Here is a 25,062-nt window from a genome sequence, read left to right on the forward strand (position 1 = left end):
ATGGGTACCGTCAACACGGTTCTCGGCCCGATCCCGACCGAGCAGCTCGGCATCACCGCTGTGCACGAACACATCAATTTCGGTCAGAACGGCTGGTATCTCGAATCCGATTCCTGGCACCCCATTTCGGGCACCATCGCTCGGGCCGAGAGCCAGCTCGCTGACTTTCGTGCGCTCGGTGGGCGCACCTACGTGGACCTCACAGGGATCGGCAACTTCCGCAGCGTCGAGCTTTACCGCGTCATCGCCCGAGCCACTGGCATCAACTTCGTCGCCTGCACCGGTTTCTGGACAGGGATGGGAACACGTCCGTTCTTTTGGGACAAGCCCGTGGAATACCTCACCGAGCTGTTCATCAAAGAGATCACGGTCGGCATCGACGACACTGCCGCAAAAGCGGGCGTCATCAAGGTGGGTGTCAGCCATCGCGGTCTGAGCGACATGGACCGCAAGATCTACACCGCAGCGGGGCGTGCAGCGGTCGCAACAGGAGTGCCAATTTTGACGCACCTGTCGACCGACGCCATGACACAACTCGACATTCTCGAAGCGCAAGGGCTCTCGCCCGATCGCGTTGTGATCGGACACGCCGACGCGGGCGTCGACGTCGACCGGCGACGCGACCTCGAAGTGGCCAGACGCGGCGCCTATGTCGGCATCGACAACATCGGCTATGAAACTGAGAAGACGCCGCGGGTGCCGTGGGCACAGGCCAGGCGCGACCGCCTCCGGCAGCTCCTCGATCTCCTCGATGCGGGTTTCGCAGACCGCGTCGCGGTGTCGGCCGACGCCGACGTTCAGCCCCTGGGATGGGTCTCCCCACCTCACTCGGTCGCGGAACTCCTGAACCAGTTTGTGCCCGATTTGCGTGCCGAAGGCATTGACGAGGCAATCATCAACACATTGCTCGTTGCCAACCCGGCGCGTCTGCTCACGATGCAGGAGGTCTGACGATGGCGGAGAACTGGGGCGGAGGAAACCCATTCGACCACATTCAGGAGTGGGACCTTGAGCGCATGGGTCCAGACATTCTGGACAGCGACCAACGCCGCTCGTGGGAGATGACTCTGCGGCTAGCTGGGGGACTTCCCTACATTTGGCGCGAGCTCGCTCGACCGATCTCGGAGATCGCATACGGACTGCTCGAGCTGCGCCCGGGCGACCGAGTGCTGCTGATCGGGGAAGGCATTGAACCGGCTGGTTGGGAGCAGGACATGCGCGCGATCATCGGTGAGAATGGCACTATTGACACCGTTGAAATCATCCGGGATGGACGAGAGGCCGTGCACAGTCGCAAGGTCGGCCGAAACGGCCAGATCGGATGCTGGCAGTGGACGTACACCGACGGAATCGCCGATGGACACTACGACGCGGTAGCGGTTTTGCAGGCGACGCAGCACTCCGACGACTGGCCTGAAACGGCCGGCGAGCTGTTGCGGGTGGTCAAGCCCGGACGGCGGATCGTGCTGGCGGAGGCGGTCATGGCCGGCGACACGTTCTTCAGTCGCGTCAACAGCGATGTGCATCTGCGCTCGTGGTTCGACAAACTGTTCGAACAGCTCGATCCGTCGATCATCCCGTATTGGTCGCGCGAACAGATTCGAGCCGCTTTCGGCGATCGCGTCGAGAGCCCGCAGTCGTTGGAGTGGCGGGGCATTGAAATGTTCTGGGGGCGCAAGCCGCATACCGCGCAAGAGTGAACGGAGCACGTCGTGACGGAAGCATCGCAGATCGACCGCAGGTCGGGGGTTCCCCTGTATCTGCAGATCAAGCAGATACTCGCGACCGAGATCGAAGCCGAGGGTGCCGGTGCGGGGGCGATGACCGAACAGACGCTCACCGAGCGGTTTCATGTGAGCCGGGCAACGGTGCGGCAGGCGCTCCACGAACTCGTGCAGGACGGCCTTGTCTATCGCGAACGGTCCAAGGGCACGTTCCCCGTACAGCGAATGGATTTTGAGCGACCAGCAACGCTGCAGGTCGGTGGACTCGTCGGCTACCTCGCCGACCTGGGGATGAATCCGTCGTCGGAAGTGTCCGATGTGCACCGCGCCGTTCCGCCCCGGGAAGTCGCCGACGGCCTCGGGCTCGAAGCGGAGGAAACGGTTCTCATCTTCACCCGGCGCATATTTGCCAACGGACAGCCGCTGTCCCTAGCCCGCGTTTATCTGCGTAGTCCTAGCGACTTTCTTCCAACGCCCACGGAGCTCGAGTCGGCAGGATCGGCGATCGAGTTGCTCGAACGGGCACACGGCGTTCGTGTGGCGCGCAGCGAGCATCGGGTGTGGGCGAGCGCGGCGTCGGCGCAGGAGGCCTCGGCGCTTGCAATAGCGGAGGGCGACCCGGTGCTCGTCTTGGAGACGGTGATGCGCACCCGCGAGGGGCGTCCGGTCATTTGGCGGCGTCTCGCCGATCATGCCGACACCATCAAGCACACCTTTATTTCCGATATCTAGCAAGGAGAACTCGATGACCGCCATCCATCCGCTGGTCGCGCCGTGGGGGCGATTCAGCCTGCGCAGCTTCTACATTGATGGCCCAGAGCCGGCGATCATCGATACCGGTGTAACCGAGTCTCCCGAGGGTATGCGTGCAGGGCTCGAGGCGATCGGTCGTCGCATTGAGGACGTGCGCTGGATCCTTCTCACGCACGGGCACATCGACCACATGGGCGGCGCTTTCGGGCTCTGGGAGCTGACCGGGCGTCAGGCCGAAGTCGTCATCCACCGATCGGATGTTCCGTTCTTGCGTTCGCGCGAGGCCCATGTGCAGGAGTGGCGTGAGGGTCGCGGTCGTTGGCTGAGTGACCCGGATGGTGAAGCGAAGGAACGTGCGCTGCTTCACGAGGCCATCGGCGGTGAGATGGAGCCGACAGTGGTGGTTGACGGCGGTGAGACCCTCGATCTGGGCAATGGTGTGCGCATTGGCGTTCATTCCATCCCGGGGCACACGGAAGGGGCTCTCGCCTACGTCGTTGAAGGCACGGGCGATGTGTTCGTCGGCGACGCAGTGCAGGCCTACGGGGCGGCGAGCGGTTTTCCGGGTTACGAGGATCCCGACCGATACCGTGCGAGCCTCGAAAACCTGCGCGATGTCGTTCGTCCTGAGCGGCTCTACCTCGGGCATCCATACCGACGGGCCGACGGCAGCCCGTTTCCCGAAGTTCTCGACGCGGCCGACGCGCTTGAGGCCATTCAGGGCAGCCTCGACAATGAGGCGAGGATTCGCGACGTCGTACTTCCGTCTCTGCAGGCGGGTCTGAAAGAGACAGATTCACCCTTTTCGCCGTTCGAGAGCGTCGCGAGCCAACTGGGCTACGTCGGAGACCCGACGCTCGAGCCCGCGCCCTTCTTCACAACTATGAACGCATACGTCACCCACTTTGACCAGAAGAACTGAGCGATCCGACATGGCTGACTTTCACACCATCCGGGCGGGCGAGCAGGACATCGCCGTGCGCAAGAACCTGCGCGTGCCGATGCGCGACGGCATCGAGCTCGCGGCGGATGCCTATCAAGGCACCGTTGATAAGCCGCGGCCCGCGCTGGTCGCGCTCAGCCCCTACGGCAAAGAGCTGCAAGCCCTCGCTTTGACGATGCCGCCGCAGCGCCGGCCCAGCCCGATGTGGGATGGCTGCATCGAGGCCGGCGACATCGCCCGGGTCGTGCAGGAAGACTACGTGCACGTCATCGGTGACCTGCGCGGGTCAGGCGCCTCAGAGGGCGAGCACATCGGCAATTACAACGCCGGCGGGGTGTCGCTCGGGCAAGACGCCTACGATTTCATTGAGTGGGTGGCGGCGCAGCCGTGGTGTGACGGCAACGTCGGCATGATCGGCATCTCCTACTTCGGTTCGATGCAGGTGCTGGCCGCGGCCGAGCGCCCGCCATCGCTGAAGGCGATCTTCGTCTCGGGCGGTCACTACGACTTCTACGAGACGACCTATCACGGTGGGATCATGTGGCTGATGCCGCGTGCCGCGCGTGAGGGGCGGGGTGGCGACTCCGGTTGGGCGTTCACCGATGGTGTGAAGTCGCGGATGATTGAGAAGTATTCGCCAGAGGAGCTGAAGGTACTGGTCGACCGGCGTCTCCAGGACCCCGATGTCGCGGCCTGGCCGAACCTGTTCCATGTGTTGAACTACCCGAAGAACCATGAGGCCTGGTTCGACATCGCCATGAACGAGCTCGACGGTGAGTGGTACAAAGAGCGCAACCCGATCACGCTCGCGCCGAACATCGACATCCCGGTCTGGGTGCAGCTCGATCAGGGCCGCGGCTGGACCCTGGATGGCACGATCGAGCTCTTCGAGAGCCTGAAGGGCCCAAAGAAGCTTGATATTGGTCCGTACCCGCCGATGCAGTCGCGCCCCTTCATCGAGGAACACGAGAAGATGTTCCGCTGGTACGACTACTGGATCAAGGGCATCGACAACGGCGTCATGGACGAACCGGCCGTGTCGGTGTTCGTCGAGGGTTCGCGGGAGACCGTGACGGCGGATCAGTGGCCGCCGAAGCCGATCGAGTACAAGGCTCTCTATCTGCGCCCGCGTCGCAAGCTCTCGTTCGAGCCGGAGCTGATGGGGTCGGAGTATGCCGCTCCGGATGGTTTCTATCAGGCGCCGTTGACGGTGACCGACAAGGTGGAGATCATCGACTGGAGCACGGAGCCGTTCGAGCAGGCGTGCGAGATGATCGGAACCGGTGCCGCGCACCTGTTCGTGGAGATCGACCAGCCAGACACGAACTTGATCATGCGCATCTGGGATGCGGCGCCGAATGGCAAGCGTCAGCTGATCACCACCGGGTACCTCAAGGCGTCGCATCGCGAGCTTGACGAGCGCACGACCGAGGGCAGCCCGTATCACCCGCACAACCGCGTAGTTCCGGTGGAGCCGGGCGTGATCGAGGAGTATGTGCTGCGCTTGTACCCGTTCGCGAACACCTTCCTGCCCGGTCACCGGATGGTGGTCGAGCTCTCGAACAACGAGCCGCTGGCCGACGAGCACAATGCGCTGTTGCCACCGGATGCCTTCCACCTGCCGGTGGGACGCCCGGTCACGCACAAGGTCTACCGTGACTCGGCCCACCAGTCCCGACTGGTGCTGCCGTTCACGACGACCAACGTGGCGACGGAGCAGTAACCCGCTGCCGCCCGCCGAGAATCGCCGTTTCTGCCGAGATGTAAGGGTGGAACGGCGATTCTGAGCATCAGCGGCGATGCTCGGTGCCTCCGCCACGCCGGGGCGACCCGTCAGTCGGTGGGAATCAGGCGCAGCGTCGTCGCTGTGACCAGAGGTCCGACGACGGTGTTCACGATCGTGGGCCCGTAGCGGTCGTACTTGGCGTGGTACGCGGCGTCGATGGCCGCGTGCGCGTCGGCATCCGCCGCATCCGCCCGTGCGTTGAGAGTGACGAAAGCAACATCGCGCTCGACACCGCCCGCACGGATTCGCCCGGTTCCACTGGCCTGCGCGCGCACGAACCACGGGTTACCCGGCCCGTAGGCCGAACGCACACAGATGTCGTCGCCTACGCGAACGACCCAGATCGTCACGAAGGGGCGTAGCGTGCCGTCGGTTCGGCGGGAGGCGACCTGAAGTTCTTCGGCGCGGCCAATGCGGGTGAGTTCGTCGGGGGTCCAGGCCGTCATGGGGTGTCCTTTCGGTGAGCGAGTGTGAGGGGCGGATGCCGCGGGTCGCGAGTGGCGCTGACGTGCGGGACGTTAGCACGACGGGCAGCGATCTCGGCGGGAACGATCAACGCGAGCGCGGTGAGCAGGCAGAGCGCGAGCAAGACGCTGCCGGCGGTTAAGGCGCTGCTGACCTGGGCGGCGAGGGAGGCGACGGCCCCACTCCCGGAACCCGCGTTGGCGGACACCGTGACGAGCACCGCGATTCCGAGAGCGCTCCCGAGCTGGTGGGCGGTGTTGACGAGTCCTGACGCGGCGCCGGCATCCGTTGCGGTGACACCCGCGATTCCGGCCGAGGTGAGGGGCGCGAATGCCAGGCCCTGCCCGACTCCGAGCAGCACCATGGGCAGTGCGACCGCGCTGAGGTACGAACTGTCGACGCCGACTCGGCTCAGCAGCACCATTCCGGCGAGGGTCAGGGCGACGCCGACGGTGAGTAGCGCCGCGTTGCTGAACCGCGACCGCAAGCGCGGAATCAGCAGGGCGATGGCGAAGTTCACGACCGTCATCGGCAAGAATGCCAGACCGGCCTGCATCGGGTTGTAGCCGAGTACTCCCTGCAGAAACTGGGTGGTGAAGTAGAAGAACCCGATCATCGCGCCGAGATACAGCAGGCGTGCAAGGTAGGCGCCGGAGCGCTCGCGGCTGGCGAAGAGTCGCAGCGGCATGATCGGCTGCTGTGCGCGCCACTCTGTGAACACGAAGAGAGCGAGCAGAATCACGCCGGCGGCGAGGGAGACGATCGTCTCGGGGGAGCCCCAGCCCAGATCGGCCGATGAGATGACGCCGAAGACCAGCGCGCCCATGCCGAGCGTCGCGGTGATCGCGCCGATCAGATCGAAGCGTCCGGTGGCTCGCGGGGTTTCCGGCACGAAACGGGGAGCGAGCACGATCATCAGGATGCCGATGGGCACGTTGATGAAGAAGCCGGCGCGCCACGAGATCCAGTTCGCAAGTGCTCCGCCGATGACCAAGCCGAGACTGGCGCCGATGCCCGCGGTGGCGCCGTACCAGGCGACGGCGCGGGTGCGCTCTCGACCCTCGGGAAAACTTGCGGTGAGAAGCGACAACGACGAGGGAGCGACGATTGCCGCCCCGATTCCCTGGAGGGCGCGGGCGGCGATCAGCCACCAGCCGGCGGGCGCCACCACGATCAGCAGCGACGCGGCGGAAAACACCGCGAGCCCGACGACGAAGACCCGACGTCGGCCGAGGAGATCGCCCGCGCGGGCGCCGAGCAGGAGGAATCCGCCGAAAACGAGAGTGTAGGCATCCTGAACCCAGGCCAGCCCGGTCGCCGAGAGCCCCATCTCTTTCTGAATGTGGGGAAGCCCGGTGAAGATGATCGAGTTGTCGAGAAGGATCATGAAGTAGCTGACCAGGATGATTGCCAGGATCGCGCTCGGGTGGGGGAGACCCGCTGTTCGTTCTTGTCGCATGCATCCATGCAACGCCGAATGCGTCGGCCGCGGGAGTTCTCGTTGATCCACGTACTGCCAGTGCCTCCCACAGCGGCCAGCGCAGACGTACGGTTGATGCATGGACAACAGCGCCGAGATCAGCGACTTTCTGCGCACCCGTCGGGCGAGGATCAGCCCCGATCAGGCAGATCTCTATGCGTACGGTGGGCAGCGTCGAGTGCCAGGCCTCCGCCGCGAAGAGGTCGCGATCATCGCAGGGGTGAGCGTCGACTATTACGCGCGACTCGAGCGCGGCACCCTCAACGGGGTGTCCGATGAGGTGCTCGCTGCGATTGCCCGAGCGCTGCAGCTCGACGATGCGGAGATCGCGTACCTCTTCGATCTCGCCCGCGCTGCCCGTGAGAGCCCCGCGCTCCGCCGGGCGGTGGCGCCAGAGCCGAGGCCCCAACCGCAGCATGTGCGCCCAAGCGTGCAGCGGCTCCTCGACGCCTGGGTCGGTGCCCCGGCGTGGATCCGTAACGAGCGAATGGATTTTCTGGCCGCTAACGAGCTGGGCTCGGCGCTCTACTCCGCGCTGTTCGCCAACCCCGCGAACGCGGCGAACAATGCGCGGTTCGTGTTTCTTGATCCGGCCTCGCGCGAGTTCTATCCTGACTGGGAGCACGGAGCGAACGACCTCGGTGCTATCTTGCGCAGCACGGCGGGCCGCAACCCAAGCGACCGCGCTTTGGCCGCTCTGATTGAGGAGCTGTCGACGCAGAGTGAGGAGTTCCGCATCCGCTGGGCCGACCACCATGTGCGTTTTCACCGCACGGGCGTGAAACGCCTGCACCACCCGGTGGTCGGCGACCTCGAGCTCGCCTACGAGGCGATGGAGCTGCCGGCTGACCCAGGGCTGACGCTGTTCGCGTACACGGCCGAACCTGGCTCGAGAAGTGCCGAGCGGCTTCGACTGCTCGCCAGTTGGGCGGCGACCACAGATGCCCCGGGGTGGCCGGGACACGCACCGACCGAGGCATCCGCTTCGCTCACGGCATGACTGCGCCCGACTGCGATCCCGGAAACGGTCGCAGTCGAATGCTGCAGTGAGCGGCCGAAAATTCTGAGTCGTGCGCGAACACCGAACAGATGCGCTGCCGCTACCAGTGGATGGCGGCAGAGCGATCCTCGAAACGCTCCAACGCCCGTGAAATGCTAGTGGGCGAGATGACGTTCGACGGCTTGGAGCGCTCCGAGAGCAGCGGTCGCCGCGGCCAGATCCGCCTCGGGAACTGCACGAAGTCGCGAGACCCAGAGTGCGCGAATGCGTTCCATGTTCTCGACGGCAAAATCGGTGGCGATCAGTTCCACTGACCTCGCATCATCGGCGGCCTGCACGCGCGTCACCATGCCCTGGGCCTCGAGCGTGCGGATGGCTGCGCTCACGTTGCTGCGGCGGAGCCCGGTCGCCGCGGCGATTTCGGTCGGGGTCGATCGAGGGTGACGTTCGACTTCTCGAACGACCTGGACTTCGGTTCCCGTGAGCGGAACGATCACCCGTTGGTCTTGCCCGCGGAGCGCCAGCTTCTTGGCGATCATCAGGATCGTATCGGCGAGATCGGCCATCTCGTCATCAGCTATCGCGCGATCTTCGCTCACCTGTGTAGTCTACGAGGGCAATCAATGTATGTTTTCATAACTAGATAGCGCGTCGGCAACTCGACGCGCGACATCCATTCGCACCACGTGTCTCAATGACGAGAGGACTTATCCGATGACAACGCCCAGCGTTCAAGACGGAATCGACAAAGCAGGATCGGCCATGAATCTTCTGTGGAAGCCAGGCGCTGCGCCCTGGTCCGTGCCGGTCGTGAAGCCTGAGTACACGGGCTGGGGCGACGAGCAGGAAGCGTGGCGGTCCGGTGTCGCACTGTTCGATCTCTCGTATCACATGTCCGATACGGTGTTCGAGGGCCCGGACAGCACGCGACTGCTGCAGGCCGTCAGCGCCAATAATTACGAGAATTTCGCCGTTGACCAGGCGAAGCAGTTCATTCCCGTCGCCCCGGATGGCAACATCATCGTCGACGGCATCCTTCTGCGTGAGGCAGAACACCGGTACACACTGAGCGGTGTTCCTGCGGCACAGAGCTGGGTGAAGTACCACGCCGAGACCGGTGGATACAACGTGCAGTTCAGCACTGATCCCGACTCATCCGTTCGCACGGACTCTGATCCGGCACTCTTCCGGTACCAGATCCAAGGGCCGCTCGCGATGGACCTCGTCGAGCGTGCATTCGGCGGCCCCCTGCCGACGACGAAGTTCTTCCACTCCACGATCGTCACGCTTGCGGGAAAGCAGGTTCGAGCCCTTCGACACGGGATGGCCGGCCAAGCCGGCTATGAGTTCATCGGCGACTACCGCGACTCCGGCGTCGTGAAGGAGGCGCTCATGAACGCGGGAGAGCCATTCGGCCTCACCCTTGTCGGCGGTCTTGCCTATTTCACCAACGGCATCGAGAGCGGCTGGATACCGACGCCGACCCCTGCGATCTACACGGACCCGTCGTTGGCGCACTACCGCACCTGGCTCTCCCTCTTCTCCTACGAAGGTCAGAAGCCGCTCAACGGAAGCTATTTCTCTCCGAACATTGAGGACTACTACCTGTCCCCGTGGGAACTCGGCTACGGTCGCTCGCTCTCGTTCAACCACGACTTCATCGGTCGCGACGCACTGCTGGCGGCGAAAGACACCGTGACCAGAACCCGCGTCACGCTCGTGTTCAACCTCGACGACGTGCGCAGCGTGTTCGGAGACGGCCTCGACTATCACCTCACCTATGCCAGGCACCGCATCGAGAATCACGGCGAGCTGGCCGGCATGACATTCTGGACCTCATCGATCGCCCCGATGGGCACCATCATGTCGCTCGCTCTCGTCGACAAGAAGTTCGCAGAGCCGGGGTCCGAGGTGACGGTTGTCTGGGGAGAGCACCCCGGTGAGGGCACCGACACCGACGCCGATCTCGGATTCCCGAGGATCCGAGCGACAGTACAGGCGTCACCACTCGACGATTTTGCCCGCACGCAGTACCGCAGCAACGTGACCGTCTGATGCCGGTCAGATTCGTGAATGCACACCCCACGGCAGCCGGCCTCCTGCAGGATTTCTCGCTCGAGATGACGGGGAAGGACGTCGAGAAGCTCGAAGCGGCGCGAGACAGCATTCCCCCTGGCACCCGCATCAACGTGACGTTTCTCGGCAACGAAGATCTCGAGATGCGCCTCAACGCGGCCCGCGCCGTGCTCCGGCTCGGATTCACCCCCGTGCCCCATATCTCCGCGCGTCGCCTCCACTCCCCGGCCATGCTTGAGGAGTTCCTCGGTGCGCTGCAGGCCGAGGGGGCCAGTCGCGACGTCTTCGTCGTCGGCGGTGATCCGGCGATTCCCGTCGGCCCCTATGGGGAATCGCTTGCGGTGATCCGTTCGGGCATCCTCGAGCGGTTCGGCGTGGAGCATGTCGGCATCTCCGGATACCCGGAGGGGCATCCCGACATCTCGAACCGGGCCCTCTGGACGGCACTCGAAGCAAAATCTGCGGCGCTGCAGGCGCAGAACCTGCCCGGCGTCATCCTGACCCAGTTCGGGTTCGACGTCGATGCCGTCATCGCATGGGTTGAAGCCGTTCGTGCGCGAGGCATCGATCTTCCCATCCGAATCGGCGTTCCCGGCGTCGCCGGTGTCAAGCGACTCCTCAGCTATGCCGCGCGATTCGGTGTCGGAGCGAGCGCGGGGATTGCGAAGAAGTATGGGTTTTCGCTCACGAACCTCCTCGGCACCGCCGGGCCGGACACGTTTCTGCGCGCACTTGCGGAGCGCTATGACCGCGAGATGCACGGTGAATTGCAACTGCACTTCTACACATTTGGCGGGCTGAAGGCGACCTCCGACTGGATCGCCGATTTTCGATTGGAGCGCTGAGATGACGATCACCCAGGAGACGAGGTATGTCCCATCGACGACACCGTCGACAGAGGAGCAGGCCACCCTCATCATTCACGGCAAGGATCGTCCCGGAATCGTGGCGGCCGTCGGCGCGGTGCTGTCAAGGCACAACGCGAACATCGTTTCGTTGGACCAGTACTCCGACAACCCAGAGGGTGGAGAGTTCTTTCAGCGCACCGTTTTTACGCTCGAGCCGATGAAAGTCGCCCTCGAGAAGGTCGAGGCAGACCTGGCACAAGTGCTCAGGAGTGACTTCGAACTCGACTTCACGCTGCGGGCGCTGTCCGCGCTGAAACGCGTCGCGATCTTCGTCTCGAAATCGGATCACTGCTTGCTCGAGCTTCTCTGGCGCCAGCGGCGCGGGGAGCTGCCCATCACGATTTCCATGGTGATCTCCAACCATCCCGACACCGCCGACGATGTGCGCAGCTTCGGCATCCCCTTCTTTCTCGTGCCATCGGCTGGGCCCGACAAATCAGCCGCGGAGGCCGAACATCTGCGACTCCTCACCGGCAACGTGGACCTCATCGTGCTGGCGCGGTACATGCAGATCGTCTCTGGTGACTTCATTCGCGAGGTGGGCGTGCCCATCATCAACATCCACCACTCGTTCCTGCCCGCCTTCATCGGCGCCGGCCCCTATGCCAAGGCAAAGGAGCGCGGCGTCAAGCTCATCGGAGCGACCGCGCACTACGTGACAGAGGACTTGGACGAGGGGCCGATCATCGAACAAGATGTGGTGCGCGTCACACACGGAGAAACCGTGGCGGACCTCCAGCGTCGGGGAGCGGATGTCGAACGCTCGGTTCTCGCCCGCGCCATTCAGTGGCACATCGAGGATCGCATCATCCGCACCGGCAACCACACTGTCGTGTTCTCCTAAGCGGGGCATCAGTGCGATGAAGCCTGGCAACTCGAGCGTCGTACTCACACGAATCCGTTCTAATACGAATCCGTCTCGCGCTGCTCTGCGGTCGACCCGAATCGGGCCGCGAGCGTTTCCGAGCCCCGAGCCAGCATCGCGACATCTGCTCCGACGAGCACGAAGCTGGCCCCGGCGTCGAGGTAGCGCTGCGCCATGGCCGGGTCGAAGGCGTTGACACCGACCGGCTTGCCGGCTTGAAGCACCGCCTCGAACGCGCGCAGCACGGCGGCGATCACGTCGGGATGCGTTTGCTGACCGAGTAGGCCCATGGACGCGGCGAGGTCGGATGGCCCGACGAACACTCCGTCGACGCCGTCCACGGCGGCGATTTCGGCCGCGGCGTCGACGCCGGCCGCCGTTTCGATCTGCACGAAAAGCGACACATGCCGGTCAGCATCGAGCAAATAGTCGTCGATGCGGTTCCAGCGTGCGCTCCTGGCCAGCGCGGATCCCACTCCACGAATGCCCAGCGGCGGGTAGCGGATGGCGCGCACAATATCCTCCGCTTGTGCGGCGGAGGAGACCATGGGCACGAGGAGGTTTTGTGCCCCGAGGTCGAGAACCTGTTTGATAGCGACAAAATCGTCGGACGGCACGCGAACGACCGGAGTGACGGGATAGGCGGCTACCGCCTGCAGCTGGAGAAGAGTGGACTGGAGATCATTGGGGCCATGCTCCTGGTCGATCAGCAACCAGTCGATGCCAGACCCCGCCACGATCTCAGCGACGAGAGAGCTGCCAGAACAGACCCAGATGCCGGCCAGCGGCCGGGATGCCGCACCGAGGGCATCCCGGAGTGTGGGAGTCAGATGAACCGGCATGTGATGGTCCCCATTTCTCGGTAGTCGGCGAACACGGTGTCACCCTTCTCCACCCACATCGGCCGGGTGAACGAGCCGGCGAGCACGATCTCGCCGGCTTCGAGTCGGTCGCCGTGCTGCGCGAGCTTGTTCGCGAGCCACGCCACACCGGTGGCCGGATGATTCAGCACAGCGGCGGCGACCCCCGACTCCTCAATCACCTCGTTGCGGTACAGCAGCGCAGAAACCCAGCGCAGGTCGAGTGCGTCGGCCCTCATCGGGTTGCCACCGTAAATGAGGCCACCGAATGCCGCATTGTCACTGATCGTGTCGACGATCGTGCGCCCGGCCAGCTCGATTCGTGACGACAGAATCTCCAGTGCCGGCACGACATACTCGGTCGCCTTCAGCACATCGAATACCGTGACATTCGGGCCTTCCAGCGGCTCGGCCAGCACGAACGCGAGCTCGACCTCGATGCGCACGTTCGAAAACCGGTCGTGGTCGATGACGGCGCCGTTCTCGAACACGGAATCAGCGAAGATCGCTCCGTAGTCGGGCTCGCTGATCCCCGTCGCCACCTGCATGACCTTCGAGGTCAGGCCGATTTTGCGCCCGACGAGACGTCGCCCGGCCGCGACGCCGCGACGGCGCCACTCGTTCTGAACGGCATACGAGTCGTCGACCGTCATGCAGGGATGGCGCGCGGTCAGGAGCGGCACTGTCGTGCGGTCGCGCTCGGCGGCGGCGAGCTCATCAGCGATGGCGGTGATGGTCGCCGGGTCAAGCGTCGCCGTCATCGCTCGCGCTCCTGCTTGAAACGCGCTCGCCAGTCGGCGTTCATCGGGAACAATCCCTCGATGGGGTTGCCCTCGCCGACCCGGGCGGCGACCCACGCATCCTCCTCTTCTTGGGCGAGAGCGGCATCAACGATCTCATCCGCGATGGCGGGAGGGATGACGATGACCCCATCGGCGTCGCCGACGATGATGTCGCCGGGTTGCACCGTCGTGCCGCCACAGGCGATCGTGATGCCGGCATCCCACGGCACGTGCTTGCGGCCGAGCACAGCGGGATGCGCCCCTTTGGAATACACGGGGATTCCCACCGCAGCGATCGCGTCGCAGTCGCGAATGCCGCCGTCGGTCACGATGCCGGCCGCCCCGCGTGCGTGGGCCCGAATTGCGAGAATGTCGCCGAGCGTGCCAGAGCCCGCCTCGCCGCGCGCCTCAATGACGATGACTTCGCCGTTCTTCACCGCGTCGAACGCGCGCTTCTGCGCGTTGTAGCCGCCGCCGTGGCTGATGAACAGGTCTTCGCGACCCGGAACGAATCGCAGGGTCGCGGCAATGCCGACCAGTTTCGCCGTCGGATGCAGCGGACGCACGCCGTCGATCGTCATCGTGTTCAAGCCGCGCTTACGGAGTTGAGCAGACAGACCGGCCACCGGTGTGGCCAGGAGCTTCGCGTGCAGTTCCGCGGTGAGTGCGCCGGTATGGGTGTTTGTCTGTTCGGGTGCGGGGGTTTCAATACTCATTGCGAGATTCCTTGATCGTGTTCTGCACCTGACGATGCGGTTCTGGAGTTGTGCGAGATCTGACGGGCGGCTGCGCATGCGCGGCCGGCTGCCGAAATCAGTGCAGTCCGAGGTAGTCCTCGAGGGTGCCAGGGCCGGCCATCAACTGTGGTTCGTTGACCGGCTCGCCGGGAAATTCGCTGGCTTCATAGAACCAACGACGAGAGGCCGGCATACCCCAGAGCTGAGCGCGCCGCGCGTTGCTGGTATCCCAACGGATGGGTGGGGTCTCCAAGTCGATGAACTGGTAGTGGGTGTTGAACAGCTCGACACGGTGCTGGTCTGGATCACGCAGATAGAGGAACAGCGCATTGCTGATCCCGTGACGACCGGGGCCTCTGTCGATCTCGTCGCCGAAACCGAGAGCGCCGGCGACGTCAGCGGCGTGGAGGAGGGAGGATCCATCGGGAACTGCATAGGCGAAGTGGTGAAGGCGGGGGCCGCGGCCGTTGGTGAAGACCAGGTCGTGGGTGTTTCCCTTGACTTCCATCCAGGAGCCCCAGAGCTCGTCGGTTCCGTCGGTCGCGGTGTACTCCGACATGCGCATGCCCAGGCCGGTCCAGAAGTCGGTCGCGGCCTGAACGTCGTAGGTGACGACCTGGTAGTGGTCGAGGCGCTGCGGAGCTCCTCCGACGAACTCGTTGAAGTTTTGCATCTTGCGCGGCACGACATCCATCGACGAGGTGAGTTCCATGTGTGTTCCGACGGGGTCGCGAAACTGCAGGGTTGGGCCCTGATGGGGTTTCTCAACCCGTTGGTGTTCGATGCCAACCTCAGCGAAGTGCTTTTCGGCGGCGAGGATGTCTTCGTCGGTGCGCACGCGCAGGCCGACACGGAGGGCTTTCGCCTCGGCGCCGCGCCCGAGAACGAGACTGTGGTGCGCCGCCTCTTCGAGGCCGCGCAAGTAGATCGCGTCGTCGGTCTCCTCGGTCACGACGAGGCCGATGACGTCGCGGTAAAAGTCTCGGCTCCGTTCAAGATCGGTGACCGCGAGCGAAACATGGCTGGCGCGGGTGATGGCGAACGGTGGGGTGAAGTTGGTCTTCGGCAGCATCGACGGCTCCTGACTGGATGGGTGACTGACGCTGTCAGCATCGCAGCCGGAAGCTCGGAGCAGAACTATCGTTTCGCTCTGAGGGCCATAGCCAAAAGCTATAGCGTTCAGCTCGGTATACTTTGCGACATGGAGCTCCGTCATCTCCGCTACTTCAACGCCGTTGTCGAGGCCGGTTCTTTCACGGCTGCCGCCATCCAGTTGCACATCTCGCAGCCGCCGCTGAGCGTTGCGATCGCGAAGCTCGAGTCCGAAGTCGGTGTGCCGCTCCTCGTGCGCACGCCACGTGGAGTCGAGCCCACCGGCGCCGGCCGCTATCTGCTCGACGCCTCGTCGCGGATTCTGGGCGAGATCGATGACGTCGTGTCGGCGCTCGGCAGGTTCGGTGCCGGCACAGCGGGGTCGCTGACGATGGCGGCGGTTCCGGTGCTCATGTGGCATCGGGTGCCGCAACTGCTGCGTGCGTACGCGACTCATGCGCCCGATGTGGAAATCCGTCTTGTGGATCCGCCGCCCTGGGCTGCGATTGACATGCTTCAGCAGCGCACCGCAGACCTTGCCGCGATCATGGTCGCCGATCCGAAACGGTTCGCGCAGCGGCATCGCGGATCTCTGGACATCGTCGACTGGGGGGAGATCCCGCTGGTCGCGGCGCTTCCGCCTGATGCATCCGACGCTCCTGACCCCCTGCCGCTCGAGGCGTTCAGCGGGAAGGTCGTGCTGCTTCCGCGCCGGACGGCAGCCGTGCCCAGCCTGCCGGAGGCGGTCGAGAACGCATTCCGCCGCTACGGTGTGACGCCGGCGTCGATACGCACTGTTGAGACCATCCAGACCTGCATCCCACTGATCGAAGCGGGCGTCGCGGTCGCCATCCTGCCCGATCCCGACCGCGCCAGTCTCAGTCGATTCAATCTGACCGTGAGGCGTCTCGCGCCGGAGCCGGAGCCGCTCCAAGCGTTCGTGCTTGCTCGCAGCGGCGCGACAGGCAACGCGGCAATCGCGCGATTGCTTGAGCGAATATCTGGGAATCGGCCGGATCATATGCGATAATGTGTAGGATCTGTGCGCCCTCGGGGACGCGTCGAAAGGGGCACGTGGATGGTCGTCAGCAAAGCCGAGCAGGCCTACCAGATCCTGAAAGAGCGGGTCATGGACGGCACCTACGGGCCGGGTAAGCGCTTGGTGATCGACCAGTTGACTCGCGAGTACAACATCAGCTCCGTTCCGTGGCGTGAATCGCTGCGCCGTCTCGAGGCCGAGGGCTGGGTTGACTTCGTTCAAAACGCCGGAGCTGTGGTCAAGACGTTCGACACTGAGTCTTGGGAGCGCACGATGCGGTTGCTCGCGCGGCTCGGTGCTCTCGCGACGGCGCTCTCGTCCGAGCATCTGACACCTGAGGATATTGCGCACGCCAGGGCGCTGAATCGCGATATGGGTGACGCGCTGGCGAATTTCGATCCCAATCGGTTCGGTGTGCTCAATCGACAGTTCCATGAGCTGCTCTGGTCCAAGTGCGATGATGCCCGACTCAACGATTTGGTGGAGTCAGAGTGGGCGCGCCTGGAACTCATCCGCCGTTCCGCGTTCTGGTACGCACCGGGGCGGGCACTCGCCTCACTCGCTGAGCACGACGCGATTCTCGACCTCATCGAGGGCGGTGCCACTCAAGAGATGATCGAGACGGCCACGCGGCGTCACGAGATCAACACGATCGAGGCGGTCGCCCGCGACAAGGCAAGCGTGTCGGGCTCCGAATCGTCTGCCGCGGCCCGCGTACTCAACTAGCGATCGACTGCTCGGTCGTCCTCGAGTTCTCTCCTTCTCGTCGCTCTCGTCCGTCTCATCCGTCTCGCCCTATCTCTTCCTCTCGTTGGTCGAGCTTGTCAGGACCGCGCAAGCCAACCTCGACTCCTCCCGATCCCGTTGGTCGAGCGTGCCGAGACCGCACACACCGGTCTCGACATCGGCGTTCACCGACGTTAGATGGCCGCCACCGCTGTACTCCACAGGCGAGTGGTCGAGAAGTTACTCACGGATGCGTGCAATCTCGGGTGTGCGTCTTCCCTTTTTTCTAGTCTTGAAGTATGCAGAATCTCACCGATCAGCTCCGGCAGGCCGCCGTCGCGTCCGCCGAGATCGGTGACGGAGCGGCCGGCTATGCGGCCCTCGGCGAAGCGGATCTGCTGGAGTCTCAGAAGCAGCTCGCGCGGATACGTCGGAACTACGACACGCATGCGGCGTGGGTGGCCGGGGAGATCGCCCGGCGTTCCTCTCGCGAGTTCGGTTTCTCCGGTCTCGCCCAACGCCACGGCTTCCTCACCCCGGAAGCGTTGATTCAGTCGGATACCGGGGGCACCCGGGCGGAGGCCGCGAAACTCGTCGCGGTCGGCACGCTAATGGTCGACACCGAGGCTGCCGAGGGCGCCGCAGAACGTCGCCAAGCCGACCCCGATGCGCCGCTTACCGAGCTGCCGGAGCTCGCCGCCCCCTGGCTGGCCGTCGTCGCCGGCGCGGTGCGCGCCGGCACCCTGTCGATCGATGCGGCGGAGGCGATCCGCAAGGGTCTCGGCGACATCGATCCGGGCGTGCCCGCCGAGAAGCTCGCCGCCGCCGCACAGTTCCTGCTCGAAGAGGCCGCCACGTTGAATGCGGACCAGTTGCTCCGCCGGGCCCGCCGGCTGCGCGACGAGCTCGACGCGGACGGCATCGCCCGGCGGGAGAAGACCCAGCGCGACGCCCGCAGCTTCCGGATCTGGCGTCAGGACGACGGGATGTACCGGGTATCGGCGCTGCTGCCACCCGAAGACGGCCGCCTCGTCGAACTGATCGTCGACGGCGCCACCTCGCCGCGACGCGGCGGCCCCCGGTTCGTGGACCCGGCGACGCAGGCCCGCGCCGACGCGTTGCGCGATGATGAACGCTCGACCGAGCAGATCGCCGCCGACGCGATCCTGGCGCTCTTGCAACTCGGTGCGGAGGCGGACCCGAACACGGTGTTCTTCGGCCGCCGGCCCACCGTACGGATCCTCGTCACCGAACACGACCTCGCGCACACCATCCCGGATCCGGCCTTTCAGAACCCGGCCGGTCAGAACCCGGCCGGTCATAACCCGGCCGGTCAGAACCCGGCCGGTCAGGACTTGGCGGGTCAGACACCGGTCGGTCAGGCGCTGACTCGTCCGACATCGGCCGGCTCTGCACTGAACGGAAGGTCGCCAGCCAGACCGGCACTAGCCGTGACCGGATCGTCACCGACCGGAGCGTCGCCGACCGGATCATCGGCCCTGGCCACGCTTCCCGGGTTGCCTCAGCCCGAGTCGTCACCGACCGGATCGCCACCGACCGGATCGACACCGACCCAAGTGTCACTGGTCGGATCGTCACAAACCGGCTCGACCGGAGCGTCGACCGGACCAGCCCCCACCTGCCTGGCCCCGCCCGGGCACGGCCAGATCGAGGGACACCCCGACCCGGTCTCGATGGACACCGTGAAACGGCTGCTCTGTTCCGGGTACACCGGCATTGAGTTCGACGACGACGGCCAATGCATCAACGTCGGACGCGACCAACGCCTCTTCACCCAACGGCAACGCACCGGTCTCGCCGCCCGCGACGGCGGCTGCCGCTGGCCCGGCTGCGACCGACCCGCCTCCTGGTGTGAAGCACACCACATCGAGCATTGGAAAGCCGAACAGGGCAAAACCGATATGGCCGACGGCATCCTGCTCTGCAAAGCCCACCACCTGCTACTCCACGACAACCACTGGCATGTGTTCCGCACCGGCGCCGACTACTGGCTCCTCCCACCCGTCACCGTCGATGCCGACCAGGCGCCGATCCTGATGCCGAGCAAGAGCGCACTCATGCTGGAACGGTTCCCGCCAAAGCAACCCACGGTGCAACCGTCGAGACGGGTCGGGTGACCATCTCGGTGGTTGAGGAGCGGCGCCAGCGAACGCCAGCGAAACTCCGCAATCCGATCTCCGGACGCAACCACCACCGGTGCACAAAACTGCTCACCCGGTCTCAACAGGCTCGATCACCGAGAGGTCCGAGATGCGACTGCTCGACCCGAGACCCGCTGTGCGGCGCCCGTTCCGCAGCCGCTTGAGATGGCGAAAAAATAGGGGCACCCGGCACCAGACGGCACCGAATACCCCCTCAACGAGTACTTCAGTTACAGGGATTAGATGGGCTGCGCCATGACATCCATGACGTGATTGGTGGCGCCGACGTTGTCGAAGTTCGGCAGCCTGCCCATCTCCCACTCGCCGATCGCGAGCGACGTCTCAACGATGAGCTTGCAGCGCTCGAAACGTCGCTCCCTGTACTCGACAAAGGCCGACTCCAGCTCGACGTGCTTCGTCAGACAGTCAGCCAGCACCACGCCGTCTTCGATCGCCTGAGCAGCACCTTGACCCATGTGCGGCGTGATGGCGTGAACGGCATCGCCAAGCAGCACGATCCGCCCCTTGTGCCACGGGCCTTCCGCGATGAGAGATTCTTCCGGTCGCAGTACCACTGCGCTCGGGTCATTGATGTACGTGTCTCGAACTCGGCCGGTCAGCCCGCCGAACGGAGCGAGGTGCTCCTTGAGCACGTCCGCCAAGTCGGCGTCGTTCGGACGATCGGCCTTCTCCATCTGGGCGTTATAGAAGAGGTATGCAAGGTCGGGTCCGATCGGCACGAAGCCGGCCATTCCGTGCGGTCCTTCCTGCAGGATGATGCGGTCGATTTCTGGTTCGCGCGGGATGTTCACACGAAAGGCGGACTGGCCGATGTAGCGCGGCTGCAGTTCGGCATCGAGCACGTAGCGGCGAACCTGCGAGCGCACGCCGTCGGCACCCACAACGAAATCGACGCGCTCAGAGGTGCCGTCGGTATAGGTGAGTTCGACCCCATCGCCGTCGTCGACGAGGCTTTCGAAGGTTGTCGAATAGTGAATGTCCACGCCGACTTCGTTGGCCTTGTTCGTGAGAATCTCGTGAAGCTGCGGACGGGTCAGGCCGTTGAGGGGCGGGAGAGTGGATCCCTCGATGCGAGCACCCGGCATGGCGAAGAGAAAGTTCCCGTCCACGTCGTACATGCTGCCCCAGGCCGTTGCCGGAAAGCCGACCGCCATGCACGCCTCGGCGCATCCGATCGCGTCGAGCGCGCGGAGGGCGTTGATCGGCTGGATGATGCCGACGCCGTAGACCGATGAATGAAGATCGGGATGGCGTTCGATTACCTTGACGTCGAATCCGGCGTTCCGCACGGCGATTGCCGTGGACAGCCCCCCGATGCCGCCGCCGACGATGAGCACTTTTCCATGGATCATTACATTTCCCTACGTCTTCGTGAGAGTTCGGCCACGCATCCTTGCGCACCGGGATTGCATCCATCTGTGAGTATGCCAGACGTCTGGCAACTTTGGGAAGACGTAGTTTGTTCACAAGGGAAAGGCCCCGCGGCGGCGCACTGCGACTCCGTGAACGCTAGATCGGCTGTGCGAGTGCCCGCATCGACTCGGCCTGGAGCTGCGTGAACGCCTCCTCGGTGCCCGGAGCTGCCTCGAGCTCCCCGAGCCGGGCTGAGTTCTCGACGACCATCCGGCAGCGTTCCCATCGCCGGTCTTCGAACGCGGTCAGCCCGGAGTCGAGCGTCGATGCTGTTGCAAGTTCCTCCGCGAGCACGATGGCATCCTCGATCCCAATTCCGGCGCCGGCGGCCAGGTGCGGAGTCGTCGCGTGGACGGCGTCGCCGATGAGCACGACGCGACCACGATGCCACGGCCGGGGTACGAGCAGATTGTCCATCGGGCGGTAAAACACGAGCGACCTCTCGCCCAGTGCCGATCGCACGCTCTTCAGAAGGGGGTCGGTGAACGGCTCGATGAGCGCACGCAGTCGAGGGAGGAGTTCCGCGTCGGGGACCCGGTCGCTGAACGTCTTGGCCTCGTTGACGAAGAGGTACATCTCGTGCTGAGAAATCGGATTGACCCCGACCTTCGCCGGTGCGCCGATCCACACCGTGGTGCGCACGACATCCGCTGGGCGCGGCACCACAGCACGCCAGGCGCCCTGTCCGCTGAAGCGCGGAACGGGGGAGTCGGGGAAGAGCTGCCGCCGGGTCGTGGAGTGGATGCCGTCTGCGCCGACGACGAGATCATAGCGATCACGACCGCCGTTCGAGAATGTCACGTTCACACCTTCGCCGTCGTCGTCGAGATTGTGGGCCGTCACGCCGAGCCGGGACTTCACTCCGGCGGCGGCCATTGCGCCGGCGAGGATGCGACCAAGGGTCGGGCGCATGATCGCGCCATTGCCAGGGATGTCTGGCGCCACCAAGCGCGGGGTCGGAAACTGGGTGATCGGTGCCCCGGAAGGGGCCCGCACGTCGGTGCCATCGCCGCCATAGCCGTCAGCGAGAAACCGATCGAGCACGCCGAGCGTGCTCAAAGCCCGCAATGTCGCGCTGCCCAAGCTGATCCCGGCGCCGTCCATCGTCCAGTTCTGGCTCTTCTCGATCAGATCGACGGCCATGCCCGCACGGGCGAGCATGATCGCGGCGGACAAGCCGGAAAAGCCTCCGCCAATGACGAGCGCTCGGTTCAATTGAACGGCCACTGTGTCCTCCATAGGGTTCGCTTCACATGGTGCGTCGGTGATGCTTTCGCCATCAGCGACGGGATGCCGGACGCCGCGGTAGCGACGGGCCAGCGCCGAGCACCGATGCCCGGCGCTGCACCGATCAAATCGGTGCAGCCATCGTTTCCATCACTCGTTGAGTCAGCGCGACATGATCGAAGTCTGCTGTCGGGTTCAGCTCCCAGAGGCCGACCGCGGCCGACGACTCGACAACCAGTTTGCAGCGCTCATAGCGGCGCTCGGTATATGCCTCGAATGCGTGCTCGACGGAATCGATGGTCGCGAGGCATTCGGCCAACACGACGGCGTCCTCGATCGCTTGCGCGGCACCTTGTCCGAGGTGCGGTGTGATCGCGTGCACGGCATCGCCCATGAGCACGATGCGGCCGCGATGCCAGGGCGCGGGGGCGATCAGATACTCCTCCGGGCGCAAGACGATGTCCTCGGCCTCATCGACATAGCGATCACGCACGCGCCCGATGATGCCCCCGAAGCAAGCCAGCTTCTCTTTCAGTACGGTGCGCAGCTGGTCCTCTGGCACTCGGTACGATTTGCCCGCCGCGACGTTCATAAACAGGTAGGCGAGATCGGGCCCGATGCGCACGATGCCCGCCATGCCGGTTTCACCCTCCTGCAGGATGATGCGATCCATGTCCGGCTCTCTCGGAATGTTCATGCGGAACGCGCTCTGCCCCATCGGCGTCGGTTCAATGCCTTCGTCGAGCACGTAGCGCCGCACGGAGGAGCGGACCCCGTCTGCGCCGATCACCAGGCTGAACGTCGAGGTTGTGCTGTCGTCGAAGTCGACATCGACCCCATCGGGGTTGGGCGTCAATCGGGTAAAGGTCGTGCTGTACGCAATCGTCGTTCCCAGGGCAATGGCTCTGTCGGACAGGATGTGGTGCAGCTTGGGTCGGGTGATGCCATTCATCGGGGGGAATCGGGAGCCTGGAATCGAGCCACCCGGCACCTCGCCCAGTACGTCGCCCTCTTGATTGAATTTTCTGCCCCAGGCCGCCGTAGCAAACCCCTGTTCAAGGCAGGCGTCGGCGCACCCGATGGCATCGAGAGCGCGCAATGCGTTGATGGGCTGGATGATGCCCACGCCGTACACCGAGGCATCCAGACTCGGCTGGCGCTCGACCACGTGCACGTCGAAGCCTCGCTGGCGCAAAGCGATCGCGGTCGACAAGCCGCCGATGCCGGCGCCCACAACGAGTATCCGGTCTTCAGTCATTGAGGTTCTCCTTTGAACATCCTTGATATGTACTTATATATATAGCTTCATATGTGCATGGCGTCTAGTGCCAATGGCTGATCGAGCGCGTTGACGCATAAGAAACCTGACGGCTGGCCGAAACGCAGCCTCGGCGGTCGTCCAGGCGCTCGCCGGCAGGGTCGCCTGATCCAGTAGCCTGAACCGTGAGTGCTGCGGTCCACATGGCAAGCAGGCACTCCGGGGAGAGGTGCGGCGGTTGAACGATTCGTCTCAGGCATCGGTCGATCGTGCCCTGACCGTCGCGTTGCGGGAATTCTCCTGGGCGGTGCACCGGCGTCCACCCGAGCGCGCCAGCGTCAGGCCGATGCCCACGACCGCGATTGCGATGCTCAAACAGGTTGTGGACGCGCCCGGCTCGACCGTCGGCGACCTCGCGCATGAACTGGGTCTCCAGCAGCCCAATGCGAGCGCCACACTGCGCGTGCTCCTGCAGCACGGCTACGTGACGCGCGAGCCAGGGCTGGACGATCGTCGCATCGTGCGAATTATGCCGACAGAACTCGGTACACAGGAGCAGCGTGCGGTCTCCGAGGCGTGGGCCGGATCACTTGATGAGGCCCTCGCCGCGCTCTCGGAGGAACGCCGAGCAACGCTGCACGCGGCCCTCGAGGCGATTGAAGAGATCAGCCACCTCCTCTTGGCGGGAGTCCCCGGCACGGCACGGCAGTGAGCTGGAGCTGCCGCTAGCGGGTTGTGCGTTCGCCCCGTCGGGGCTCGTCGCCCTCGGTACGAGCGAGCTCTGACTTCCACTCACGGAAGCCCTCTTCGGTACGGCCACGGCGCCAGTACCCCGAAATCGAGAGCTGGTCGCGTGCGAGACCGCGCTCGGTGCGCAGGTATGGGCGCACGCCGTGCATGATCTCCTCGGCCTCGCCGTGCACGAAGGCGTGCACCCGCCCGCTCAGCCAGTCCACCGCCCGCACGGCCTCTTCGAGTTGCTCGCCGGCCGCGCCGCCGTTGCGGTGCACGAACGTGACGGAGCCGTCGGCGGGGAGCGTCAACTGCGGCTCGTGGTCAGCTGATTCGACGAGCGCGACAACCCGCACCACAGCGTCGCTCGGCAATGCCTCGAGAGCTGCGGCGACAGCGGGAAGAGCTGACTCGTCACCCACCAGCAGGTGCCAGTCAGCGGCCGGCGCCGGTGTGTATGCACCGCCGGGTCCGTTGGCAATCAGGGTGTCGCCGACCTGGGCGTTCGCGGCCCAGGGACCGGCGATGCCCTCGTCGCCGTGCACCACGAAGTCGATATCGATGGTTCCGGCCTCCGCGTCGGGGTGGAGGGCCGTATAGGTGCGCACATCGGGCAGGTCTTCGGGCGCCATGGTGCCGCGGAGGGCTCGCACGTCAATCTGATCGGGGTAGCTCACGCCGGGCTGGGGGAAGACGAGCTTGACGTAGCGGTCGGTATAGCCGCTCTCGGCGAAGGCGGAGAGGTCTTCGGTGTGCAGGTGAATCCGCCGAAGCGACGGGGTGACCCACGAGGTCGCGGTCACGGTGAAGTGGGTGGTCGGCATGGGTGGTCCCTTCCTGACGTGTCTTTCCGGAGGATCCAGGGACACGGGTGACAGGCGTCATGCATTGTTACAGACGACTGCAAGCATGACGGTAACAGCAAATTGTGTGCAGCGGCTATGGATTACGCCGTCGCTGCTCGGGGTCGTGGATGGCGCTCACAGTTGTGGGTGGTGCTCGAGGATTGCGGT

At 64.7% G+C, this 25,062-nt stretch carries 23 protein-coding genes and 1 pseudogene; 13 read left to right on the top strand and 11 right to left on the bottom strand.

The genetic code is table 11. From position 1 onward, the window contains the following. Genes ABD791_RS11720 through ABD791_RS11740 form a run of 5 tightly spaced genes read left to right on the top strand, consistent with a single transcriptional unit; the run spans window position 1 to window position 5,143 of the window. Window positions 1–951 (top strand): phosphotriesterase family protein, encoded by a 951-nt coding sequence (locus tag ABD791_RS11720; protein ID WP_345066638.1) that lies wholly within the window; start codon window positions 1–3, stop codon window positions 949–951. Between the two features lie 2 nt (window positions 952–953). After that, window positions 954–1,700: a methyltransferase domain-containing protein gene (locus ABD791_RS11725; protein ID WP_345066640.1), complete on the top strand. Its 747-nt coding sequence runs from the start codon at window positions 954–956 to the stop codon at window positions 1,698–1,700. A 12-nt stretch (window positions 1,701–1,712) separates the two neighbouring features. Next, a complete protein-coding gene (locus ABD791_RS11730) occupies window positions 1,713–2,456 on the top strand; it encodes a GntR family transcriptional regulator (RefSeq protein ID WP_345066643.1) in 744 nt (247 codons plus the stop codon). A gap of 13 nt (window positions 2,457–2,469) precedes the next feature. After that, window positions 2,470–3,399 carry an MBL fold metallo-hydrolase gene (locus ABD791_RS11735; RefSeq protein ID WP_345066646.1) on the top strand — a complete coding sequence of 310 codons (930 nt, stop codon included), beginning with the start codon at window positions 2,470–2,472 and terminating at the stop codon, window positions 3,397–3,399. Window positions 3,400–3,409: 10 nt separating this feature from the next. Then, window positions 3,410–5,143 (top strand): CocE/NonD family hydrolase, encoded by a 1,734-nt coding sequence (locus ABD791_RS11740; protein ID WP_345066649.1) that lies wholly within the window; start codon window positions 3,410–3,412, stop codon window positions 5,141–5,143. A 110-nt stretch (window positions 5,144–5,253) separates the two neighbouring features. Here ABD791_RS11740 and ABD791_RS11745 read toward each other — a convergent pair whose 3' ends face one another. Further along, the gene (locus ABD791_RS11745; RefSeq protein ID WP_345066652.1) at window positions 5,254–5,652 is read right to left on the bottom strand and encodes a DUF2255 family protein; all 399 of its coding nucleotides are present in this window, start codon (window positions 5,650–5,652) and stop codon (window positions 5,254–5,256) included. Continuing rightward, complete coding sequence (locus tag ABD791_RS11750) at window positions 5,649–7,130, bottom strand: MFS transporter (protein WP_345066655.1); 1,482 nt, start codon at window positions 7,128–7,130, stop codon at window positions 5,649–5,651. Before ABD791_RS11750 ends, ABD791_RS11745 begins: the two co-directional genes overlap by 4 nt. 100 nt (window positions 7,131–7,230) lie before the next feature. On the opposite strand from ABD791_RS11750, the gene ABD791_RS11755 reads away from it, so the two are divergent. Further along, window positions 7,231–8,151 (top strand): helix-turn-helix domain-containing protein, encoded by a 921-nt coding sequence (locus tag ABD791_RS11755; protein WP_345066657.1) that lies wholly within the window; start codon window positions 7,231–7,233, stop codon window positions 8,149–8,151. 155 nt (window positions 8,152–8,306) lie between these two features. Here ABD791_RS11755 and ABD791_RS11760 read toward each other — a convergent pair whose 3' ends face one another. Further along, window positions 8,307–8,750: a MarR family winged helix-turn-helix transcriptional regulator gene (locus ABD791_RS11760; protein WP_345066659.1), complete on the bottom strand. Its 444-nt coding sequence runs from the start codon at window positions 8,748–8,750 to the stop codon at window positions 8,307–8,309. 115 nt (window positions 8,751–8,865) lie between these two features. Between ABD791_RS11760 and ABD791_RS11765 the strand changes: the two genes are divergently transcribed. The 3 genes from ABD791_RS11765 to purU are packed head-to-tail and all read left to right on the top strand — an operon-like array spanning window position 8,866 to window position 11,979. Continuing rightward, window positions 8,866–10,206 carry an aminomethyl transferase family protein gene (locus ABD791_RS11765; protein WP_345066661.1) on the top strand — a complete coding sequence of 447 codons (1,341 nt, stop codon included), beginning with the start codon at window positions 8,866–8,868 and terminating at the stop codon, window positions 10,204–10,206. A 14-nt stretch (window positions 10,207–10,220) separates the two neighbouring features. Further along, window positions 10,221–11,072, top strand: coding sequence for a methylenetetrahydrofolate reductase (locus ABD791_RS11770; RefSeq protein WP_345066664.1), 852 nt, complete (start codon window positions 10,221–10,223; stop codon window positions 11,070–11,072). A 1-nt stretch (window position 11,073) separates the two neighbouring features. Further along, window positions 11,074–11,979, top strand: coding sequence for a formyltetrahydrofolate deformylase (gene purU, locus ABD791_RS11775; protein WP_345066667.1), 906 nt, complete (start codon window positions 11,074–11,076; stop codon window positions 11,977–11,979). A 59-nt stretch (window positions 11,980–12,038) separates the two neighbouring features. On the opposite strand, the gene ABD791_RS11780 is transcribed toward purU, so the two are convergent. From ABD791_RS11780 to hpaD, 4 genes and pseudogenes are all read right to left on the bottom strand, one after another. After that, window positions 12,039–12,842, bottom strand: a complete 804-nt coding sequence (locus ABD791_RS11780) for an HpcH/HpaI aldolase family protein (protein ID WP_345066670.1) — start codon at window positions 12,840–12,842, stop codon at window positions 12,039–12,041. Next, complete coding sequence (gene hpaH, locus ABD791_RS11785) at window positions 12,827–13,621, bottom strand: 2-oxo-hept-4-ene-1,7-dioate hydratase (protein WP_345066673.1); 795 nt, start codon at window positions 13,619–13,621, stop codon at window positions 12,827–12,829. The genes ABD791_RS11780 and hpaH overlap by 16 nt, the downstream gene beginning before the upstream one ends. Further along, a pseudogene (locus ABD791_RS11790) lies at window positions 13,618–14,310 on the bottom strand (RraA family protein); the annotation flags it as partial. The gene hpaH and the pseudogene ABD791_RS11790, both read right to left, overlap by 4 nt. Before the next feature lie 145 nt (window positions 14,311–14,455). After that, window positions 14,456–15,451 carry a 3,4-dihydroxyphenylacetate 2,3-dioxygenase gene (gene hpaD, locus ABD791_RS11795; RefSeq protein WP_345066677.1) on the bottom strand — a complete coding sequence of 332 codons (996 nt, stop codon included), beginning with the start codon at window positions 15,449–15,451 and terminating at the stop codon, window positions 14,456–14,458. A 129-nt stretch (window positions 15,452–15,580) separates the two neighbouring features. On the opposite strand from hpaD, the gene ABD791_RS11800 reads away from it, so the two are divergent. From ABD791_RS11800 to ABD791_RS11810, 3 genes are all read left to right on the top strand, one after another. Continuing rightward, window positions 15,581–16,501 carry a LysR family transcriptional regulator gene (locus ABD791_RS11800; RefSeq protein WP_345066680.1) on the top strand — a complete coding sequence of 307 codons (921 nt, stop codon included), beginning with the start codon at window positions 15,581–15,583 and terminating at the stop codon, window positions 16,499–16,501. A gap of 48 nt (window positions 16,502–16,549) precedes the next feature. After that, on the top strand, window positions 16,550–17,236 hold the full coding sequence (locus ABD791_RS11805) for a GntR family transcriptional regulator (protein ID WP_345066683.1): 687 nt from the start codon (window positions 16,550–16,552) through the stop codon (window positions 17,234–17,236). 299 nt (window positions 17,237–17,535) lie between these two features. Next, a complete protein-coding gene (locus ABD791_RS11810) occupies window positions 17,536–19,374 on the top strand; it encodes an HNH endonuclease signature motif containing protein (RefSeq protein ID WP_345066686.1) in 1,839 nt (612 codons plus the stop codon). Between the two features lie 263 nt (window positions 19,375–19,637). Here ABD791_RS11810 and ABD791_RS11815 read toward each other — a convergent pair whose 3' ends face one another. The 3 genes from ABD791_RS11815 to ABD791_RS11825 form a co-directional block, all read right to left on the bottom strand. After that, complete coding sequence (locus ABD791_RS11815) at window positions 19,638–20,771, bottom strand: FAD-dependent monooxygenase (protein WP_345066689.1); 1,134 nt, start codon at window positions 20,769–20,771, stop codon at window positions 19,638–19,640. Window positions 20,772–20,928: 157 nt separating this feature from the next. Continuing rightward, window positions 20,929–22,059, bottom strand: coding sequence for an FAD-dependent oxidoreductase (locus ABD791_RS11820; protein WP_345066691.1), 1,131 nt, complete (start codon window positions 22,057–22,059; stop codon window positions 20,929–20,931). A 124-nt stretch (window positions 22,060–22,183) separates the two neighbouring features. After that, a complete protein-coding gene (locus ABD791_RS11825) occupies window positions 22,184–23,317 on the bottom strand; it encodes an FAD-dependent oxidoreductase (protein WP_345066693.1) in 1,134 nt (377 codons plus the stop codon). A 238-nt stretch (window positions 23,318–23,555) separates the two neighbouring features. Here ABD791_RS11825 and ABD791_RS11830 point away from each other — a divergent pair, with 238 nt between their 5' ends. Beyond that, window positions 23,556–24,029 carry a MarR family winged helix-turn-helix transcriptional regulator gene (locus tag ABD791_RS11830; RefSeq protein ID WP_345066696.1) on the top strand — a complete coding sequence of 158 codons (474 nt, stop codon included), beginning with the start codon at window positions 23,556–23,558 and terminating at the stop codon, window positions 24,027–24,029. A gap of 13 nt (window positions 24,030–24,042) precedes the next feature. Here ABD791_RS11830 and ABD791_RS11835 read toward each other — a convergent pair whose 3' ends face one another. Beyond that, window positions 24,043–24,873 (bottom strand): siderophore-interacting protein, encoded by an 831-nt coding sequence (locus tag ABD791_RS11835; RefSeq protein ID WP_345066699.1) that lies wholly within the window; start codon window positions 24,871–24,873, stop codon window positions 24,043–24,045. Window positions 24,874–25,062 lie beyond the last annotated feature (189 nt).

This window comes from Glaciibacter kafniensis (assembly GCF_039538945.1).
Taxonomy (GTDB): Bacteria; Actinomycetota; Actinomycetes; order Actinomycetales; family Microbacteriaceae; genus Cryobacterium; species Cryobacterium kafniensis.

What these genes read in the sequence shown, in the direction of transcription:
- ABD791_RS11755 (WP_345066657.1), top strand. Translation starts at nt 7,231, where the DNA reads ATGGACAACAGCGCCGAGATCAGCGACTTTCTGCGCACCCGTCGGGCG.
- ABD791_RS11800 (WP_345066680.1), top strand. Translation starts at nt 15,581, where the DNA reads ATGGAGCTCCGTCATCTCCGCTACTTCAACGCCGTTGTCGAGGCCGGT.
- ABD791_RS11765 (WP_345066661.1), top strand. Translation starts at nt 8,866, where the DNA reads ATGACAACGCCCAGCGTTCAAGACGGAATCGACAAAGCAGGATCGGCC.
- ABD791_RS11825 (WP_345066693.1), bottom strand. Translation starts at nt 23,317, where the DNA reads ATGACTGAAGACCGGATACTCGTTGTGGGCGCCGGCATCGGCGGCTTG.
- ABD791_RS11815 (WP_345066689.1), bottom strand. Translation starts at nt 20,771, where the DNA reads ATGATCCATGGAAAAGTGCTCATCGTCGGCGGCGGCATCGGGGGGCTG.
- ABD791_RS11835 (WP_345066699.1), bottom strand. Translation starts at nt 24,873, where the DNA reads ATGCCGACCACCCACTTCACCGTGACCGCGACCTCGTGGGTCACCCCG.
- ABD791_RS11780 (WP_345066670.1), bottom strand. Translation starts at nt 12,842, where the DNA reads ATGCCGGTTCATCTGACTCCCACACTCCGGGATGCCCTCGGTGCGGCA.
- purU (WP_345066667.1), top strand. Translation starts at nt 11,074, where the DNA reads ATGACGATCACCCAGGAGACGAGGTATGTCCCATCGACGACACCGTCG.
- hpaH (WP_345066673.1), bottom strand. Translation starts at nt 13,621, where the DNA reads ATGACGGCGACGCTTGACCCGGCGACCATCACCGCCATCGCTGATGAG.
- ABD791_RS11725 (WP_345066640.1), top strand. Translation starts at nt 954, where the DNA reads ATGGCGGAGAACTGGGGCGGAGGAAACCCATTCGACCACATTCAGGAG.
- ABD791_RS11805 (WP_345066683.1), top strand. Translation starts at nt 16,550, where the DNA reads ATGGTCGTCAGCAAAGCCGAGCAGGCCTACCAGATCCTGAAAGAGCGG.
- ABD791_RS11720 (WP_345066638.1), top strand. Translation starts at nt 1, where the DNA reads ATGGGTACCGTCAACACGGTTCTCGGCCCGATCCCGACCGAGCAGCTC.
- ABD791_RS11810 (WP_345066686.1), top strand. Translation starts at nt 17,536, where the DNA reads ATGCAGAATCTCACCGATCAGCTCCGGCAGGCCGCCGTCGCGTCCGCC.
- ABD791_RS11750 (WP_345066655.1), bottom strand. Translation starts at nt 7,130, where the DNA reads ATGCGACAAGAACGAACAGCGGGTCTCCCCCACCCGAGCGCGATCCTG.
- ABD791_RS11735 (WP_345066646.1), top strand. Translation starts at nt 2,470, where the DNA reads ATGACCGCCATCCATCCGCTGGTCGCGCCGTGGGGGCGATTCAGCCTG.
- ABD791_RS11740 (WP_345066649.1), top strand. Translation starts at nt 3,410, where the DNA reads ATGGCTGACTTTCACACCATCCGGGCGGGCGAGCAGGACATCGCCGTG.
- ABD791_RS11745 (WP_345066652.1), bottom strand. Translation starts at nt 5,652, where the DNA reads ATGACGGCCTGGACCCCCGACGAACTCACCCGCATTGGCCGCGCCGAA.
- hpaD (WP_345066677.1), bottom strand. Translation starts at nt 15,451, where the DNA reads ATGCTGCCGAAGACCAACTTCACCCCACCGTTCGCCATCACCCGCGCC.